General features: G+C 28.5%; 22 protein-coding genes. 3 read left to right on the forward strand and 19 right to left on the reverse strand.

All coding sequences use genetic code 11. From position 1 onward, the window contains the following. The 4 genes from C7U54_RS01530 to C7U54_RS01545 all read right to left on the reverse strand — a co-directional run. On the reverse strand, positions 1-2,077 hold a 2,077-nt coding region (locus C7U54_RS01530), incomplete at its 3' end, for an Ig-like domain-containing protein (RefSeq protein WP_193448598.1). A gap of 236 nt (positions 2,078-2,313) precedes the next feature. Then, positions 2,314-3,108 (reverse strand): dCTP deaminase, encoded by a 795-nt coding sequence (locus tag C7U54_RS01535; RefSeq protein WP_107029067.1) that lies wholly within the window; start codon positions 3,106-3,108, stop codon positions 2,314-2,316. Between the two features lie 101 nt (positions 3,109-3,209). Further along, a complete protein-coding gene (locus C7U54_RS01540; protein ID WP_107029068.1) occupies positions 3,210-3,977 on the reverse strand; it encodes a DUF6904 family protein in 768 nt (255 codons plus the stop codon). A gap of 189 nt (positions 3,978-4,166) precedes the next feature. Then, positions 4,167-5,531 (reverse strand): exopolysaccharide biosynthesis polyprenyl glycosylphosphotransferase, encoded by a 1,365-nt coding sequence (locus C7U54_RS01545; RefSeq protein WP_107029069.1) that lies wholly within the window; start codon positions 5,529-5,531, stop codon positions 4,167-4,169. Between the two features lie 103 nt (positions 5,532-5,634). On the opposite strand from C7U54_RS01545, the gene C7U54_RS01550 reads away from it, so the two are divergent. Then, complete coding sequence (locus C7U54_RS01550; RefSeq protein WP_022001430.1) at positions 5,635-6,111, forward strand: phosphatase PAP2 family protein; 477 nt, start codon at positions 5,635-5,637, stop codon at positions 6,109-6,111. Positions 6,112-6,196: 85 nt separating this feature from the next. Next, on the forward strand, positions 6,197-7,135 hold the full coding sequence (locus C7U54_RS01555) for a PD-(D/E)XK nuclease family transposase (RefSeq protein ID WP_107029070.1): 939 nt from the start codon (positions 6,197-6,199) through the stop codon (positions 7,133-7,135). Here C7U54_RS01555 and C7U54_RS01560 read toward each other — a convergent pair. Next, on the reverse strand, positions 7,132-8,064 hold the full coding sequence (locus C7U54_RS01560; protein WP_107029071.1) for a TRM11 family SAM-dependent methyltransferase: 933 nt from the start codon (positions 8,062-8,064) through the stop codon (positions 7,132-7,134). The two genes, C7U54_RS01555 and C7U54_RS01560, sit on opposite strands and share 4 nt — an antisense overlap. 96 nt (positions 8,065-8,160) lie before the next feature. On the opposite strand from C7U54_RS01560, the gene C7U54_RS01565 reads away from it, so the two are divergent. Next, positions 8,161-9,327: an O-antigen ligase family protein gene (locus C7U54_RS01565; protein WP_107029072.1), complete on the forward strand. Its 1,167-nt coding sequence runs from the start codon at positions 8,161-8,163 to the stop codon at positions 9,325-9,327. A 10-nt stretch (positions 9,328-9,337) separates the two neighbouring features. On the opposite strand, the gene C7U54_RS14530 is transcribed toward C7U54_RS01565, so the two are convergent. The 14 genes from C7U54_RS14530 to C7U54_RS01625 form a co-directional block, all read right to left on the reverse strand. Next, entirely contained in the window at positions 9,338-9,505 is a 168-nt protein-coding gene (locus tag C7U54_RS14530; protein ID WP_155522441.1) for a hypothetical protein, read from the reverse strand. 86 nt (positions 9,506-9,591) lie between these two features. Further along, positions 9,592-9,954: a hypothetical protein gene (locus C7U54_RS01570; protein WP_107029073.1), complete on the reverse strand. Its 363-nt coding sequence runs from the start codon at positions 9,952-9,954 to the stop codon at positions 9,592-9,594. A 133-nt stretch (positions 9,955-10,087) separates the two neighbouring features. Next, positions 10,088-10,276 carry a hypothetical protein gene (locus tag C7U54_RS14810; protein WP_206603564.1) on the reverse strand — a complete coding sequence of 63 codons (189 nt, stop codon included), beginning with the start codon at positions 10,274-10,276 and terminating at the stop codon, positions 10,088-10,090. A 30-nt stretch (positions 10,277-10,306) separates the two neighbouring features. Then, positions 10,307-11,125 carry an MFS transporter gene (locus C7U54_RS01575; protein WP_022001183.1) on the reverse strand — a complete coding sequence of 273 codons (819 nt, stop codon included), beginning with the start codon at positions 11,123-11,125 and terminating at the stop codon, positions 10,307-10,309. Between the two features lie 106 nt (positions 11,126-11,231). Then, the gene (locus C7U54_RS15350) at positions 11,232-11,489 is read right to left on the reverse strand and encodes an HAD family hydrolase (protein WP_107029074.1); all 258 of its coding nucleotides are present in this window, start codon (positions 11,487-11,489) and stop codon (positions 11,232-11,234) included. After that, on the reverse strand, positions 11,468-11,962 hold the full coding sequence (locus C7U54_RS01585) for an HAD hydrolase family protein (RefSeq protein WP_107029075.1): 495 nt from the start codon (positions 11,960-11,962) through the stop codon (positions 11,468-11,470). The genes C7U54_RS15350 and C7U54_RS01585 overlap by 22 nt, the downstream gene beginning before the upstream one ends. Before the next feature lie 324 nt (positions 11,963-12,286). Beyond that, entirely contained in the window at positions 12,287-13,687 is a 1,401-nt protein-coding gene (locus C7U54_RS01590) for a 6-phospho-beta-glucosidase (RefSeq protein ID WP_107029076.1), read from the reverse strand. Positions 13,688-13,819: 132 nt separating this feature from the next. Next, positions 13,820-14,710 carry a MurR/RpiR family transcriptional regulator gene (locus C7U54_RS01595; protein WP_158548315.1) on the reverse strand — a complete coding sequence of 297 codons (891 nt, stop codon included), beginning with the start codon at positions 14,708-14,710 and terminating at the stop codon, positions 13,820-13,822. A gap of 149 nt (positions 14,711-14,859) precedes the next feature. Further along, entirely contained in the window at positions 14,860-15,339 is a 480-nt protein-coding gene (gene rlmH / locus C7U54_RS01600; protein WP_032090927.1) for a 23S rRNA (pseudouridine(1915)-N(3))-methyltransferase RlmH, read from the reverse strand. Further along, complete coding sequence (locus C7U54_RS01605; protein WP_107029078.1) at positions 15,329-16,078, reverse strand: MBL fold metallo-hydrolase; 750 nt, start codon at positions 16,076-16,078, stop codon at positions 15,329-15,331. The genes rlmH and C7U54_RS01605 overlap by 11 nt, the downstream gene beginning before the upstream one ends. Before the next feature lie 42 nt (positions 16,079-16,120). After that, positions 16,121-16,324 carry a 50S ribosomal protein L31 gene (gene rpmE, locus C7U54_RS01610; RefSeq protein WP_022000826.1) on the reverse strand — a complete coding sequence of 68 codons (204 nt, stop codon included), beginning with the start codon at positions 16,322-16,324 and terminating at the stop codon, positions 16,121-16,123. Between the two features lie 100 nt (positions 16,325-16,424). Further along, entirely contained in the window at positions 16,425-17,690 is a 1,266-nt protein-coding gene (locus C7U54_RS01615; RefSeq protein ID WP_022000827.1) for a UDP-N-acetylglucosamine 1-carboxyvinyltransferase, read from the reverse strand. Between the two features lie 120 nt (positions 17,691-17,810). Continuing rightward, positions 17,811-18,677, reverse strand: a complete 867-nt coding sequence (gene fba, locus C7U54_RS01620) for a class II fructose-1,6-bisphosphate aldolase (protein WP_022000828.1) — start codon at positions 18,675-18,677, stop codon at positions 17,811-17,813. A gap of 79 nt (positions 18,678-18,756) precedes the next feature. After that, positions 18,757-19,926, reverse strand: coding sequence for a MalY/PatB family protein (locus C7U54_RS01625; RefSeq protein ID WP_107029079.1), 1,170 nt, complete (start codon positions 19,924-19,926; stop codon positions 18,757-18,759). Positions 19,927-19,936 lie beyond the last annotated feature (10 nt).

Here is a 19,936-nt window from a genome sequence, read left to right on the forward strand (position 1 = left end):
TTCCATTATAGGATGTATTATTGGAAAGTTTGATTCTTATTGCTTCTAATCTCTTTGACTGTCCTGTCGTTCCTGCAGTACTTCCATCTTTGACATATCCTTGCCATCCAATATCTTGGACATGTGTACTGTAGTTTACACTTGGTGTTTGTCTGACTACTGTCACCTTACATGCTGCACTCTTTCTATTGCTTGTTATTACTGTAATATTTGTAGTTCCTGTTCCTACTCCTGTTACTTTTCCATTTCCATCTACTTTTGCAACGTTTTCATCTTCACTTTTCCATGTTAGTGTCTTAKCATCTGTTGYATCGCTTGGATTGATTGTTGCCTTTAAGGTTTCACTTGTCCCTTTTGATAAAGTAATATTTGATTTATTTAATGAAATAGATTCAATTTTACTAGTTACTTTTACTTCACAACTTGCTTCTTTTCCATTTTGTGATTTAACAGTTATTGTTGCTGTTCCTCCACCTACCGCTGTTACTTTACCTGTGTTATCTACTGTTGCTATATTTGGATTACTGCTTGTCCACTTTAATGTCTTATCATCTGTTGTATCACTTGGGTTGATTGTTGCCTTTAAGGTTTCACTTGTCCCTTTTGATAAAGTAATATTTGATTTATTTAATGTTATTGATGTAATAGGGTTTAACTTTTCTTTATTAGTAATTCCCTTTATACGAAATGTATTGTCTGATAGTTTTCCCCATGTATTATAACTTTTTATAAAACAATATTCATTAGATGTATCAGCTATAAATTCAATATCTGTACCTGTTAATGTTGCATCCAACATAATAGATGCATTATTTTCATTTGTTCCAAACAAAGTAAAAACAATAGAATAATATGTATTATCTTTAAGAGAAATACCTTTACTTAACTTAATGTAATTAATACCATCATTTTCGATTATTCCATTTTGATTTACTTCACAATTTCCTGATGTTGGATTATTTATATCTGTTAAATTTGTATAAATTTCTAATTTATAAGGAATATTACTTGTTGCAGAACCAACTGATACTGCATTTAATTCTTCATTTGTTCTTTTAACTAAAAATTCATTAGCGTATGTACTAGTATTACTAGATAAAGTATACCTTAATGCATTATTAGTTCCATCATACTGATAAATATTTTCTTCATCTTTATTTTTAAATTCATAGCTATAAACTGAACCTAATGAATACTCATCATATGACATCCAAAAGTATCCTTGATTCCCAAAACCTGTACCCCAGCTGTTCTTTATTAACCAAGCACCATTTCTAGTTGGTTTATTATCAAAATTATTTGCGGCATAACTATCATCCCAACCTACAATACTAATTGCATGGTTAAAACTATTTACTTCATTTGAATTATAATAATTACTATTTTTATATGCAGTAGATGTATCGTAATAACATGCTAAAACACTCCCATTATCTAATATTGCTTGTTTAATTATTGATTCATTTCCTTTTGCTTGTTGACAAAGAAGATTACTGTTAGTCATAACATATTGTGTATTATTTTGATCTTCTTTTGACCCTTGCATTGTTGTTATTTTAGAAATTGGATAACTTGTTTCACTTGCAAGTCCAAAATTACTCATTGCTAATTGCAACATTCTTGGATCTGCACCCACATCAGTAAATGAATATTTTCCTATTACGTTGGTTTGATCATTATCTGTATTTTCATATTTATCGCCTTTATTATGATACATATAATAATTTAAATGTGCTTCAGATAAATCAATATCACTACTTGCCATTCCCTTTTTTATTAAATATGATTCTGCTACGCTACATGCAGCATATGCCCAACAGTTTCCATAAGGATTTTGATTTTTTATACTTGTTACAAAACCCTCATCTACTGAACTATATGTTGACGGTATTTGACTTGATCTTACTAATGAATTACTTTGATTCACATTAAAATTATCATCAAATTTGTCATAATCTCTTGCCGGCATGACATTTCTTTCATAATTTTCCTCATATGCCTTTACATTTGCTATTGGCATTGTCATTGAAATTGTCAATAGCATAACTATTAATGTTTTTATAGTTCTTTTAAACACAATATCCCTCCTCGTACTTAATTTATTTATATAAATATTGTACTAAAAGTTATAATTTTCGTCCATTATTTTTTCATACAATAAAAATGATCTACTTACTTTTTATAGAATATAGCAGATATTCATAAATTAAAATTCTATAAATAACATACAATATAAAAACATGAGGTTTTTACCACAGAACAACCTCATGTTATTTAATTAGTTCTATATCACAAAATTATTTTTTATAACGTTTAGAGTATAAAAAATAAAACAATGATCATCACAACCATTAACCCAATAAAAATCTTTAAAATATTTTTATCTTCCCTATTTCTTAAAAAAACCATTATTAAACCAATAAATAATGCAATAATAGTTCCAAGAGACAAATTCATCTTTAGAATAAAATCAGCAGTTAAATTTTTAGAATTCAATTGATTAAAATTAATACTAACCAAAGAAAATATAGAGACAAAAATTCCCATCATTGTAAGAATATTTGTATATATTGAAGATTCTTTATCGTCCAACTCTTTTTTTGCTTTTTCAACTTTGCGTGTTCTTTCTTCATAGTAGTCTTTATACTTAGATAATCCCTTATACTTCCATTCTTCATTAAACGATGCATTACCTTGTTGATCATAGGTAATGTCTGGTTTTGAAGATAATTTTATAAAAATTAGTTGAGCAATAGGCATATCTTTTGTAATTTTAAAAATATTTGATGAAATATTTTCTACTCTTATATAAATCGGTGTTCTATGCCCTGGATTATAAACCGGTGCAACAATTGAAATACCATTTCTAATTAATGAATTCTTATTTTCAATCTTAATCATTAAATCCATTGGAACAGAAATTTCTTCGATACATCTAACCATAATTGCTTGTCGTGGGTTTAAATCATATTCCTCAACATTAGTGTCATCTGTAATAATTTCTTTTACATGAATATCGTAAGAAATAGATTGAACATTTTTTTGATTATAACCATTAATAAAAATTTCTTGATTTCTTTGAATTATATCCTTATCTACTAATACCATAATTTCATCCCCTATTTATATGATTATATTACCACTTTGAACATATGAAAACAAATAATTTATAAGCTATTATTTTCACCTATATTTTAAAAATTTAATTTCTACCATTCAATAACTTCTGGATATTCTATATTCACATCTTCTATTTGATCAATAGATATTTGATGTTTATGTGCATAAGCTTTTATTCTTTTTTCTATATTCTTATACTCTTTATTATTCTTAATAAAATTTCTTGTTATATCTATTAATTTATCTTTTCTTTGAACTATTTGAGTCTTTATTAAATCTAAGTTACATTGATCAATATATAGTGTTACATAATCTACATAATCAGGATTTTCCTTATTAATAAGACTATATAATTTATTAAACTCATCACTACCAATCACTTCCTCGAGTGATTGGTAAATACTTGAGGATAAAAGAGATAATAATGCTTTATCTTTAAAGTAATTAGAATATGAATTTATCATTTTATATTCTTGATTATATTGATCCCTTTTACCATAATAACCTTTTGAATAAACAAACATATCAGGTACTGCCAATGCTAAAAATATTGCTTCTGGATAAAGAATATTCACACTATAATATATATTTTGATTACATTCATGAATACCAAACTCTTCCTTTATATTTGAACCTAAGACATTATCTTTTAAAACAATATCCCTATCTCCCATATAAGCATGTCGTATATCATAACATAGTCCTAATAATCTGTTCTTTACACCCTCATATAAATCACCGACTTCTTCACTCGTCCCTGTCATTCTATAAATTGCGCTCACTAAATCATTAAAATCATCAAGGTCTCCTTGAATTGTAACACCTGTTAAATGCTTTGTTGCTTTTACATATATCATATTTATCACCTACTTCACTTTATAAATTTCTACTTACCTAAACCTTTTACTTTTTCTACTATTTCTACCTTATTTAACAAAGGTATATATCTTTCAAAAGCATTGACCACTTTTAAATAACCCCTTATACAATTTTATTGCGTTTTATAATAAATAAATGTGTATTTAAAAAATACACATTCACTACTTCTATAACGATCCTTTACCATAAACAACGCCTTTAATCGTTTTATAAATAATCGTAAAATCTAACCAAATAGACCAATTATGATAATAATAATCATCTAATTTACAACGATAATTAAATTCAACATCACTTCTACCATTTGCTTGCCACATTCCTGTAACTCCTGGTTTACATTTAATAATAGAATTGTAATACTGACCCATATCTTCTTTTTCTCTAGGTAAATAAGGTCTTGGACCTATAAGTGACATTTCTCCTAAAAGAACATTGACAAATTGAGGCCATTCATCTAAAGATGTTTTTCTTAAAAACTTACCTACTGGTGTAATTCTTGGATCATTGACTAGTTTTTTATTTGTCAGATATTCTTCTTTGATTTTTGGATCTTTTTCCATCAATTCATCCAAAATTCTTTCAGCATTTGGTACCATTGATCTAAATTTATAGATTTTAATCATTTTCCCATTTTTACCAATTCTATCTTGACTAAAAATAATACTATCATGATCTCCGCTTTTGACATATTTATATTTTACAAAAGCAATCAAAGGAATTAACGTTAAACATCCAGCAATTCCTGCACAAATATCAATAAATCTTTTCATAGTATTAGCAAGAGACGACATTTCATTATTTGCTGTTGCAATCAGTAATTGTCCATCAAAATCCTGAACTTCAGAAGAAAAAGTCATTGTTCCATTAACATCTGGTAAATACTTAACACTTTCAACTTTTCCATAAATATCTGACATCACCTTATCAATTACTTCTTCACTTGCTTCTGGTAAAGCCACAATAATTTGTTCAATTTTTAAAGTTTTAATAGCCTCATCCAATTCTTCATAACTATAAATAAAACTATTTTTAATCACATTTTCCTGTTTAAAATCAAATAACTGATCTGTCCAATTCGCATCCACATAACCTTCTACTTGTGTTAAAGCAAAACGATTGTTATTTGATATTTTACCAAGTCTTGCTGCTTCATATCCTGTTCCAATAACTAATGTTTTTCTAGCAAATTGATCTCTAAAAGCAATTCGAATATAACGATCTGCCAGTAAACAAATAATAAACATTGAAGCTACCATGATTGTTAAATGCATTCTTCTTTCATAACCTGTTGATTTTGGTACCAACACAAGTAATGCGATATAAAAACAAAAACTTGATTTAACTAACGCTTTAATTTCATCCCATATTAAGCATGTATTTAATGAATAATGTCCATATATAAATAAGAATAGGAAATAAAGTATTCCTGATCCAATGATTAAATCTAAATCCATATGGAAGTATAAACATATAAAATAATACATGACAACTTCGATAAGAAGTAACATAAAGGGCATTAATTTTCTATTCATCTTTTACACCTCTTATTATGTCCATTATATCGTAATTCGATTATTAATGCTATCTTTTCTCTTTTATAGTATAATAGATATATCAAAACTTTGGAGGGTCAATATGAAGTTTTTTTATGAAGGTATCAATAAATTTATGTATAAACATCCTTTTATAAAATCTTGTGTCTATTTTGCATCAAAATTTTGTCCTTGGATGGTCGCTATATTTTATTCACTCTTTTTATTAAAAATAGTGATAGAATCACAAACTGGTTTTTATCTTTTATTTATTAAACCATTTGTCGTTTTATTAATTACTGTTCTACTTAGAATATTAATTGATAGACCTCGTCCTATTCAAAAGTATGACCTTAAACCTATTGATGATAAAAAAAGAATAGGTCATTCTTTCCCAAGTATTCATACGAGTTTAGCTATTTCTATAGCTTTGACCGTTATTGCTCGAGGACCAAATATGGGATTATTACTCTCAGCACTTGCTATTACAATTACTTGTACAAGACTACTTACAGGTGTTCACTATTTAACAGATATTCTTGCAAGTATTTTAATTGCCCTTGCTATTTATATGATTTAACGAAATAAGAAAATTATTTCGTTTTTTTATTTTTTAAAAGAAAAAATGATTTTTGTTGTCTATATAAATAATGAAGGGAGAAACTATGGAAACAAAAATCAAACCTAAAAGAATTACTGATTTTAAAAATGATCTTGTATTTAAGTATTTATTATCAAATATGAAAGATGAACAATGTAGGCGTTTATTAAAACTTATCATCGAAGATGTTATGGATATTAAATGTAAGAAAATTAATGTCTTAAATTCAGAGCTTAATCCTCATCATATAAGTGATAAAGATATGATCTTAGATATTCAGGTAATAACAGAAGATGGTGAACTGGTCGATATTGAAATGCAAAACAGTATATTCTCTAAAGAACTCTATCATCGTCTTCAAGCTTATGAAGCTAGAATGATCGATCATCAAGTCAATCGTGGAGATGAAAGATACAGTGACCATCTTCATAAAGTGAATTTGATTACTTTTATTAACGATATTGATAAAGGTAATCTTGTATTGATTGACAGTTATGTGCCTAGAAATGAATATGGAAATGTGAGAAAGTTTAACTTAGCAACAAGCTACTTTGTCCAACTTCCATTTATTAAAGTTATTGAAAAAGAAAAAAGACTAGAAAACTTTTCAAGATTAGAAATCTTAATCTACATCTTATATCATGGACTTACCCATGATATAATATCTTTAGATAATGAGGTGGTAACAATCATGAAAGATAAGATGGAACAATTCAATGAAGATGAAGAGCTTGTTTTAGCGGCAGAAAAAAGACAACTTGTTAAAATTCAACATTATCATGAAGGACAAAGAATGCATGAAGAAGGAAAAGCTGAAGGAAAACTAGCAAGTAAAAAAGAAGATACATTAATGCTTTTTAAAAGTAAATTTCCTCAAGAAGATAACGAATTATTAGAAAATCTTACTTTACAACAATATGATCATATATTTAAAGCACTTATTGAAAATAAAGATTTAAAGACGATCAAAAAATCATTGGAAAATAATCCAATGATTTTTTAATAACACACATAAATATAACGTCCAAATTTAACAAATTCTGTTTTCTTCCTTAAGATACGATTTCTTATTTCAAAACCTGCTTGTTTGATTTCTTGATCCATTTGTTCATAACTTACTAAAACAAGTTTATTACATAATTTTCTAGCACTATTAATAATATCACACTGTTCTTTATAAGTAATCGGTGTATAAAGATTATAAGGAATATCAATAATAGCAATATCATAATGTCCTTGATGCTTATTAATATCATCTTTTGTAATCAGCATACCATCAAAACCAAAATGATTAAGATTACATCTTGCTTTCCATGAAATATCCCTTGAAATATCAAATCCTTTGATAGAATACCCTAAAGCTAGTCCTTCTAAAACAACTGTACCCATTCCACAACATGGATCTATCATTGTTTTTGTTTGATCATTTTCTCCAGCAATATTAATCAATGTTCTTGCAAGTCTAATATCTAAAGAATTTGAAAAAGTATTTGGTTTATCATCATATTTTTTCCATGATGGAACACCATGGTGATAATACCCAATAATCCATAAGTCATTCACTTTTGTAAGAGCAATTGTATGCTTTGGTTTGGACATATTCACACTGCCCGCTATAAACCATGAAATATCTTTACATTTATCAAGTGTTTCTTGATAATCTGGATGGCTAATAGGATTTTTTAAATAAATGACTTTAAAATCTTGATGATTATGATTTTGGCGTTTAACTTCCTCTTTTAAGTCATCAAAATTGGAACTTATCGCCCAAATATCTATTTTTCCTTTCATAAAAACACTTATATTGACATCAATATCTTTATTTGTAATAAAACATTGTTGATATTCTTCATGAAAAAGATATTTAAATTCTAATGCACATAAATCATATTCTTCTGGTGGATAATTAAATAAATAAAAGTATTGTTTCATATTTTTCTTACCTCTAGTGCCCTATTTTAACAACACATCTTCATTTTGGCTACTTAAATAATCATAAATATGATATATTATCTCCAGGAGGCGACTATGAACTATTTAAAAAACTTAAAAGAACAGTTTACTTTTGATCAACTGTTACTTATATTTACATGTTTTTGTTTTACTTTTCCTTTTTATATATTAGGACCTATTTTATTGATTGAATTTATTTATTTGTTAGTATCAAAAAAAGCAATCATTGCCTTAAAACAAACACCACAAATTAAATTTCTCTATTTGTTTGTTTTAATCTCTTTAAGCATCTCCATTATTCATAAAAATATTTTAGGAGCACTTGCAACACTAGGAATATTTATTGCTATTATTTTAATGGTTTATTATCGAAAACATATTAATCAATCGACCTTTGAATTTATTATTGATATGTTGATTGTGTTATCTATTCTTTGGGCAATATATGGAATTTATGAACAATTTCAAATTTATCATCGTTTAGGTGTTGATCATTTCACCTTTAAAGTTTATGCAAGACGTGAAAATCGTTTAAATAGTGTTTTCTACAATGCCAACTATTATGCGATGATGATTGAATTTATTGCTGTATGTACTGTATATAAATTCTTTACTGTTAAAAACAATCTAAAAAGAAGTACTTTTTATGTTATTGTTGGTTTTTTAAACTTATTTATGCTTTATATGACAGGATGCCGTGCTGGTTATGTAGCAATTGCCGGAGCTATTTGTTTATTTCTTATTTTTAATAAGAACTATAAATTATGTGTTTTGATAGCTCTTGGATGTTTAGGAATTGCAGGTTTCTTTGTTTTAAATCCTGATAAATTCCCTAGAATAGAATATTTGATTTCAAATTTAGATGTTAGAATTCAAATTTGGAGTTGTGCTATTCAAGGTATCAAAGCTTCTCCACTACTAGGACAAGGACCATTTACTTATATGATGATTTTAGATAAATATAATGGACATTTAACACAACATGCTCATAGTGTTTATCTAGATCCTTTATTATCATTTGGAATCATTGGTTTAGCTTGTCTTGTACCTTATGTTTATGACAATTGTAAACGTCTTTATCAAGTGAAAAAACATTATTCTTATGTTGCTCTTGTTATGGGATTTATAGGTGTATTATTAATTCATGGTATTTTAGATTATACGATTTTTTGGATACACACTGGTTTATTCTTCTTATTTGTATTATCTAGTTTTGAAATGTTTGAAACAAATCGTAATTAGCGATTTGTTTTTATTTTTGATATGTTTTATAGATTGTTGCTACTACAAATAAAAGAATAGATAACTCTAAATATTCTATATTAAATACATGTTTATAGACCCAATCAACAATCATAAAAAGCATTGGTATTCCTAACCAAACAATTGTTTCAATTAATTGATTTCTTTTAACATCCATCTTGATCACCTCTTAACAAAATACTACTCCTTTTTATGTTAAGAAAATATCTAGCAAGTGTAAAAAAAAGAACTTCTTTCGAAGTTCTATGCTCTTGCATTCATTGTATTTTGTTTTAATGAATTGCCATATTCCATTTGATGTTTTGTATTTTCTTTTAATTCTTTTTGCATTCCTTCTAATGTCATATGTTCTACTTCTTTTGCTTCAGATTTCTTTCCACATACTTTTTCAAATGCTTCTTTTGCATCTTGTTGTAATGTGTTTCTCATTTGATTTCTTTGTTCTAATTTCATTTCTGATTCTTTGATTTCTCCTGCAACGGATTCAAAGATTTCTTCTTTTGTTAATTCTTTTCTTGCTTCATTTTCATGTTTTACATCTTGACTATTTTTAAAATACTTTCTTAAAGATTCTTTTGCTTCTGCATTGATTTCATTGATACTCATAATATTTATTCCTCTCTTTCCTAAGACACCTGTAGCTTATACTTTTTTAGATTCTTCGAAAAGAGTATTGTATACATTTTTAATTTCATTAACAAATTATTAATTTTGTAAGAGCTTTATTTGTTAATGAGATTTACAATATATAAAAGAAATACTTGATGCAATTAAACAAATCACTGCTAAAAAACAAATAAGCATATAGCATTGAAAAATGACTTACAATATTTCCACAAATCATAGGAAATAAAGTCATTCCTAAAGCATACACCGCTTGGAAGAAGCCCATAGCTGTTGACTTTGATTCTTGTGGTACATATTTCATAGCTTCACTTGTTAGATATGAAAATAAGATTCATGTTGCCATACCTGGTAAAATTTGTAAAACAAAGATCATATAGACTGATGAACATTGTGGTACTAAAACACAATAAAGTGCAGTTGTTAAAAATGTAACAGTAATACATGTTCTAACGCCTAATTTCATATATACATCACTTGATGCCATTTTAGCAAAACAAACTGCTGATAACATATAAATAATAGAAGATAATCCTATAGACATAGAATTTGTTCCTAAATTTTTTATAATTCGTGTTGTAAAAGACATAGTTGTTGTCATTTGTACCCCTTGTTGAACAAGTGCAAGAAGCGAAAAGACAATTAAATTCTTTTGTGTACATACTTTTAATAAACTTGAAATTTTTTTCTTTATTGGTTGTGTTTTTTCTTTAGGAAGTAATGAAATAAATAAAGCAGAAATGATTTCTGAAATCACACTTAATAAACAAATCATTTGCATTCCTATTTTTTCATAAAGAAGTGTACTTGTAATAAATTCTAATAACATTCCTAAATTGTTAGCGACAATAATTGAACTGATGGCTTTTGTTTGTTGGTCTTTTGGATAAAAACTCATATATAAAACCATAAAAGAAATCCACATTGCACTGGCAAATACTGAAAAAAGATTTCCAATTAAAAAACCAATTCCATTATTAAAAATAATTCTAAACAAAGAAGCACATCCTGATGATAAAGATCCTATTAACATAATCATTTTATGCTTATTTCTATAATTTGCTAATAATCCTACCGGTAAACGTAAGACCATTTGTGAAATACCATAGCTTCCTATAATAATTCCAATAAATGACGTACTTGTTTGAATCATCGTAAGATAAGGTGTTTAATAAGGAATATAGACATATTGCGCAAATCAGAAAAAGATAACAGCAATAAATAAGATTTTTTGTTTATTTAACTTCATTTTTAGTTCCTTAAATAATTTCAAAATGTTTTAAAGCATATTTTATGCCATCTTCACTTACTGGTTTTGTAACATAGGTTGCATGTTTTTTAGCTTCTTCTCTCCCATTTCCCACACATACAGAAATTCCTGCAAAATCAAACATAGGAATATCTACTTCAGCATCACCAAAAGCAATGATATCTTCTTGATCTATTTTTAAATAATCAATAAGTTCTTTAATTGCCTCTTGTTTATCAATATGTTTTAATGCACAATCTCCAAAGATTGCTTTTTCTCCTTTTCACCCCACGTTAAATCTTTAAATTCAGGAAAAGCTTCTTTAAAATCTAAGTAATCTTGATAACTTTCTAAAATATAATTGATTTTTGTTACATTTTCTATATAGAGACACTTTGGAAAAGTCATTGCTGGATAAATCTCCATCACATCAGGATCTTTCATCCCATATTGTCTTAAAGCCTCTACACCACGTACTTTAAAATTTAAAGAACCATATAACCCATCATTTGCTTCAATATAGTATTCTAAATGATGTTGATTTAAATAATCGACAATTCTTTTAACATCTTCTACTTGAATTGTCTCATCTTTAATCACTTTATTATCTAATTCAATATAAGCACCATTACCACCAATCATTCCATCAAAACCAATATCTAAAATGGGCTCTTCTATATGGCTTCTACTTCTCCCAGTAACAATAACTGCAAGATGTCCATTTTCTCTCGCCTTCCACATCAAATAGTAATAATTTTTTCATAAATTCACCCCAAACTATTATGACATCATTTTCATTTTCTTCTATAATCCTTCATTAAAGACGGTAGCGCTTTGATCGAAGGACGTATTCTTCGTTTACATAGATATCCCTAGGAAAATATGAAAACGGAGGTGATGGAAATGACAGCTTATGAAGCTATATGTTAACTACACTTACATTAATCATGTCAATAATAAATATCGTTATTAAATTACTTCTATATATTATAGAAAATAATGCAAAAAATAACTACCTCATGTCTCTGGCAAAGTGTGAGGTAGTTATTTTATTCACATAAAATCCTATAAACCTTTTTCAGTTAATTCACGTGCAACATCATCTTTGATGGTAACACCTGATGCTTTTAACTCGGCAATCTTATCTGCAAATTGTGGTAAATATTTTTCATGAGCAATTAATAATTCATTTAAAACATTAACCATTTTTTGTCCTGCTACTGTTTGTGGATTTAAAATGAATGCTTGCATTAATAATCCATAATCACCAGTTACAGCTGCTTCTTCAACACATAATTCCATGTTTTTCATGCATTGTAACCATCCTCTTTGAGCTGGTTGTAATGACCCAAAGGCAATTGCTCTTGCTCCTGTTGAACCAATATAAGATGAAACTTCTACTGCACAGTCAGCTGGTAAGTCTGGGACAGATCCATTATTTTTAGTTGTTACTACGATATGTGATAATTTATTTCCATAGATTGAAGCAATTGTTTCACAAGCCGCATCTGAATAATGTGCTCCTCCACGTTTTGCTAATTGTTCTGGTTTATGATCTAAATCTGGATTTTTATATAATTCAAATAACTCATGTTCTGTTTGTTGTACTTGTTGTCCACGAGTTCCTACCTTAGGATCATTATATTCTTCTAAACCATGAGCCAACATTTCTTCTTCACGATAATAATATCTATGATATCCGCATGGRATCATATTCATTTGAAGTAATTGTTCTTTAAAGAATGGAATATCATGAATGTTTGCAGGAATTCCCATATCTTTTCCTTCATACATTGCTTCAATGATATCTTTAGTCACTTCTTTACCATTTTCATCATAWACTTTATGCCAATGGAAATGGTTTAATCCAGCAAACTTATAAGTTAATTGATCTAATGTTTTACCAATTGTTTTTGGTTCATCTAACATTGCTCCAACAGGAACATTACATAAACCAATGACTTTATCCCATTTACCAAATCTCATGACAGCTTCAGTTACCATTCCTGATGGATTTGTAAAGTTAACAAGCCAAGCATCTGGGCATAATTCTTTCATATCTTCAACGATTGATAAAATAACTGGAATTGTTCTTAAAGCTTTAAACATACCTCCAGCACCATTTGTTTCTTGACCTAACATACCATAGCTAAATGGAATTCTTTCGTCTTTAATACGAGCATTTAATAAACCAACTCTAAATTGAGTTGTAACGAAATCTGCATCTTTTAACGCTTCTCGACGATCTAATGTTAGATGAACTTTAACATCATAAGGAGAAGCATCCCACATACGTTGTGCCATTTTACCAACGATTTCTAATTTTTCTTTCCCATCTTCAATATCGACAAGCCAAATTTCCTTGATTGGAAGTTCATCATATCTTTTAATAAATCCTTCCATTAACTCTGGTGTATAACTACTTCCTCCACCAATTGTTACAATTTTTACAGGTTTTTTACTCATTTTTATATCCTCCTTATTTTTACAAAACTATTCTAGTTTTATACTTTTCTTAAATCAATAAAGAGGAATTTTATAGTTACACTGTTCCAACAAAACAAACATAATTCAAACAAAAATAGAGAACACTGTTCCCTATTTGATTAAATCATTGCTTGTATCTCTTATAAGTGACGATGTAAAATTTTCATATTCATCAGCAATCTTAATTTTTTTCTTTTTATTTTCTTTATAATTTAAGCTAAAATACATACTATACAATAAATCTAACAAATAAAGTGTTGATAAATTCATAGAAAAAGTTCCCAAATTGTTTCTAATTTTTTCTCTTGTAGAAACATGTAGAACACAACGTGATAAAGAAGATAAAGTATTCGTTCCAAATGATGTAATAGTAATAAAATCGATATTTCTTTCATTTAATTTATTCGCCATTCTTATACAATTTTGTGTTTCACCTGTATAGCTAATTAAAAGAAAACAGGCATCTCCTTTATTTAAATAACAAGCCTCATAATATGGTTCATCGATACTTTGATATACATTTACATGTTTTCCTATTCTAGCCATTTTATCTCTAAAAGTTAAAGCAAGATCATTTTGCGATCCAGAAGAAATAATATAAATATTTTTATTGTTTTTTAATAAATTCAATGATTTTCTTAACATATCGTGATCCAATAGTGAATGTGTGTCATCAATTATTTCATGATACAATGAACACATTTTATTTGATATTGTTTGTATGTTATCTTCTGTCATAAAAGGTATACTGGGGTTTATATCTGAAAAATTCGAATTTAAATAGTGAAGTTCTTCGACATACATTTCTTTAAATTCTTCAAATCCAGTAAATCCTAATTTTTGACAAAGTCGTATTATTGATGATGGCGAACAATACAATCTCTTTGATATTTCACGTGTTGATTGTCTTGCAATTTCTTCCTTTTGATTCAAAAAATACTTTACTATTTCTTTTTCTGCATACGTAAAATCAAAAGACTTTAATTTATCACTTATTAACATTTTTAACCTCATCCCTTTTCAATTCTATAAAGATTATACCTACAACATAAATTATTTTTAACCATAAAAGCCCATCTAATTCACTATGAATCCACTGAGCTTTATTCATTATATTCTTATCTTCAATAAGTATTTGTAAAAAACCTAGGCTACTTATGGTACGTTTGATTGTTCATAATTTTGAATGCTCGATAGACTTGTTCAACTAAGATAAGCTTCATTAATTGATGTGGAAAAGTCATTTTAGAGAAACATAAACGATAATTTGCTCTTTGTAATAAAGATTTTCCTAAACCTAAAGAACCCCCAATCACAAAAGTAATCGTACTCTTTCCTCTAATCATACATTCTTCAATATGTTTTGAAAAAGCCACACTATCTATTTCTTTTCCATGTAGATCTAAAACGATAACATATTCATCATCTTTAATTTTAGCAACAATTTTATCTGCTTCTTTATCTTTGATGATATTTTCTACATTTTCACTTGCATTGTCAGGAATTGGTTCATCTGGTACTTCAACCATTTCTACTTTACAGTAAGCATTCAATCTTTTGACATATTCATTGATTCCATTAACAAGATATTTTTCTTTAAGCTTACCAATTGTTAAGATTCTAATTTTCATAATGTCCTCCAGAAACAATTTCTTTTTGATCTGCGATCTTTATATTATCAAAATATATATGTTCTTCGTCAAAAACTCTTTGATATGTATCCAATGCCATTTCTTTTGTATTAGCTTCTTGTGATAAATGGGCCAAACAAATTTCTTTTGTATTTTCACCAATCACCTGCGCCATAACATGTGCACTATATTCATTATTAAGATGGCCCTTATCTCCAAAAATACGATTTTTTAAAAATAAAGGTCTTCTTGTATTCATTAACATCTCAATATCATGATTACTTTCAAAAATATAGTAATCTAAATTTTTTATATATTCCATATTCTTTTGTGAAACATAACCTGTATCTGTCATATAGAGAATTGTTTCATCTTTTCCTTTGATTACAAACCCTAAAGGGGATGTTGCATCATGTGATAAAGGTAATGGTGTAATTATATAATGATCTAATTGTATATTTTGATAATTTTCTAATTCATGACTTTCATCTATACCAGGGATGCATCCTTTTCCACAATAAACAATACTTTGATCAAAGATACCAATATTTTTATTATGGTCAATATGATCATGTGTTAATAAAACATGATGAATATCACTTTCACGAAATCCTAATTGATTAAGTTTTGTATAAAGTTGTCTTTTACTAATTCCACAATCAATTAAAAGTCCGTTTCCTTGATCATAAATGAAAATACTGTTTCCTTTAGAACCACTTGCTAAGACATGATATTTCATTTTTTCCTCCAAAACAAAAATGAGTACCAAGTACTCATTTTCTTATTTAAGTCCGTATTTTTTGTTGAATTTTTCAACACGTCCATCAGCACTAGCAAATCTTTGTTTTCCAGTATAGAATGGATGACAGTTAGAACAAGTATCAACACGTACTTCATCTAATACTGAACCACTTTCAAATTCTGCTCCACATGATGTACAAACTACTTTTACTTTTTTGTAATTTGGATGAATTCCTTTTTTCATTGTTATTTCTCCTTCCGCCTTGTAGATTTCTCACTACAAAGTAAGTTGCTATGATATATTAACATTAAATTATGTTGTTTTCAAGCCCTTTTTTATAATTTTAATCATCAACTTTGATTCTTCTAATAACAGCACCTAAAGTAATTAATTTTTGATCGATATTCGCATATCCTCTATCTATATGATATACATTGCTAATTTCTGTAATTCCATCAGCGATTAACCCTGCTATTAACAATGCTGCTCCGCATCTTAAATCTGTTGCTTCTACTTTTGCTCCTTTTAATGGTGTTTTTCCATTTATATAACACATTGATTCATCTAATTCTATATTTGCACCCATCTTATTAAGTTGTTCACAATGTCTAAATCTCTCTGGATAAATTGTTTCTATTACTTGTGATTGTCCGTTTGCTTGTGTAAGCAGTGCTGTTAATGGCTGTTGTAGATCTGTTGCAAAACCTGGATATACCTGTGTTCTGACATCGACTGCATTAAAGTTCTTGTTATCACCATAAACAATAATACTATCACCAACATTTTCCATTTTAACACCCATTTCTTTCAATTTTGAAATAAGTGATTCCAAATGTTGTGGAATGATATTTTGAATAATAACTCTTTCTCCTGCAGCTGCTGCCATAATTAAGAATGTCCCTGCTTCAATACGATCTGGAATGATTTCATGAGTACATCCTTTTAGATGTTCTACTCCTTCAATCGTAATCGTATCAGTACCAGCACCTCTAATTTTAGCTCCCATTTTTGTAAGCAAGTTTACTACATCAATGATTTCTGGTTCTTTTGCTGCATTTTCAATAACTGTTTTTCCTTCAGCTTTTACTGCTGCTAACAAGATATTGATTGTTGCTCCTACTGAAGCAAAATCTAAATATATTTTTGCACCTACTAAACGATCTGCTGTAATTACATGCGCACCATCAACAAATTCTACTTTGGCACCCAATGCTTCAAATCCTTTAATATGTAAATCTATCGGACGAGGTCCTAAAAAGCAACCACCTGGTGCTTTCATCACAACTTTTTTACATTTTCCAAGTAATGCTCCCATTAAATAATATGATGCTCTTAACTTATCAACGGCATCTGACACTAATGGAACATTTTCCATACGAGAGGGATCAACAATTAAACTATCATGACTTCTTAATACTGTACAATTAAGTTCTTCTAATAAAACTGCTAAAGCGTCCACATCGCTGATTTCTGGTACACCATAAATCGTTACAGGACTATCTGCTAAAATAATAGCTGGAATAAGTGCTACAGTGGCATTTTTTGCACCCGAGATTTCTACTGTACCATTTAATTTATGTCCGCCTTCAATCGCAATAATTTCACTCATGACTTTACCCCTTTTCTTCTATCTATATTCCCTAATACTATATTATAAATTCATTAAAAAAACAACTTAATAAAGAGATTTCACATAAACAAAAAAAGCCCGAAGGCTTTTTTTATTTGATTAAGCTTTACCGATACAACCAAATACTTCCATTCTATCTTTAACACATTGTTTGATAGCTTCTGCACCTGGTGCTAATAATTTACGAGGATCATATCCTTTTCCTTCTAAATCTTTTCCAGCTTCAATGTATTTACGTGTAGCTTCTTGGAAATATAATTGACATTCAGTGTTTACGTTTACTTTAGATACTCCTAAAGTGATTGCTTTTTTGATCATTTCATCAGGAATTCCTGAACCACCATGTAATACTAATGGTAATTTCCCAGTTTCAGCTTGGATTGCATCTAATGCATCAAAGTCTAATCCTTCCCAGTTTGCTGGGTATTTACCATGAATATTTCCGATACCTGCAGCTAAGAAATCTACTCCTAAATCTGCGATTGATCTACATTCTTTTGGATCAGCTACTTCACCTTTACCGATGACACCATCTTCTTCTCCACCGATTGATCCAACTTCTGCTTCTACTGAAACACCTTTTGAATGACATAATTCAACGATTTCTTTTGTTTTTTCGATGTTTTCTTCGATTCCATAATGAGAACCATCAAACATGATTGAAGAGAAACCTGCATCTAAAGCAGCTTTAGCTCCTTCGTATGAACCATGATCTAAGTGTAAAGCTACTGGTACAGTGATATTTAATGCTTCTACCATTGCTTTAACCATTGCTGCAACTGTTGTATACCCAGTCATATATTTAGCAGCACCTTCTGAAACACCTAAGATTACTGGCGCTTTTAATTCTTCTGCAGTTAATAATACTGATTTAGTCCATTCTAAGTTGTTGATATTGAATTGACCTACTGCATAATGTCCTTCTTTAGCTTTCTTTAACATTTCTGTTGCTGATACTAATCCCATAACAAATCTCCTTTTCTTTTTTTCGGTTATATAATACTATCTTTTATTTAGAATTTCCATAGTTTTTATCATAAAAACCTTATTTTCCAAAAGCTTTTAATAATCTTTGACAAGCATCTTCTAAAACACTTCTTGGAATTGCAAAATTAAATCTTTCAAAACCTTCTCCACCTGTTCCAAAGATATATCCTTCATCTAACCATAAACCGGCTTTTTCTAACATTGTTTTTTCTAATTCATCTTTATTTAAACCACATTTTCTAAAATCAACCCATCCTAAATATAAACCTTCTGGTTTAACTAAATGAATATGAGGTAAATTTTCTTTTAAGAATTCATCGAAATAAGTAAAGTTATCATAAACATATTCCAACATTTCATCTACCCATAATTCACATTCATTATAGGCTGTCATACAAGCAATAATACCTAAGAAGTTTGGTTCATTAACCCCATAACGATTCATTGTTTCTTGATAAACTTTTCTTAATTTTTCATTCGCAATAATAATATTAGATGTTTGTAGTCCTGCTAAGTTAAATGTTTTTGATGGAGCAGTTAAAACAACAGAGAATTCTTTATAACTTTCATCTACATTATAGAAAGGAATATGTACATGATCTCCATAAACAAAATCTTCATGAATTTCATCAACAATGACTAAAACATCATGTTTTTTACAAATTTCCCCAATTTGTTTTAATTCATCTTCTTTCCATACTTTTCCAATTGGGTTATACGGATTACATAAAATAAACATTTTAACATCATTTTCTACAATCGCTTTTTCAAAAGCATCATAATCCATTTCATAAAAACCATCTTTATAAACCATTTGATTTTCAATAATTCTACGATGATTTAATTCAATTGAAAAATCAAATGGATAATATACAGGCTTATTAATAATAATGGCATCATTTTCCTTTGTATAAGCATTTACACATAATTTAATAGCTGTTACCACACCTGGTGTTGGGATGATCCATTCTTTATCGACATGAAAATCATGTCTTCTTTTCATCCAAGAAATAACCGCATCAAAATACTCATCTGGCGCAAATGAATACCCATAAACGCCTTGTTTAATTCTTTTAACTAAAGCATTTTCAATTTCCTTTGGTGATTTAAAATCCATATCTGCAACCCACATAGGTAACACATCTTTAGGTTTATTCTTTGCTTCAATCGTATCCCATTTAGCACAATTTGTTCCTTTTCTATCTACAACTTCATCAAAATCAAACATACTTTTCTCT

The sequence above is a fragment of the Faecalibacillus intestinalis genome, from assembly GCF_003024685.1.
In the GTDB taxonomy this organism is placed as follows: domain Bacteria; phylum Bacillota_I; class Bacilli_A; order Erysipelotrichales; family Coprobacillaceae; genus Faecalibacillus; species Faecalibacillus intestinalis.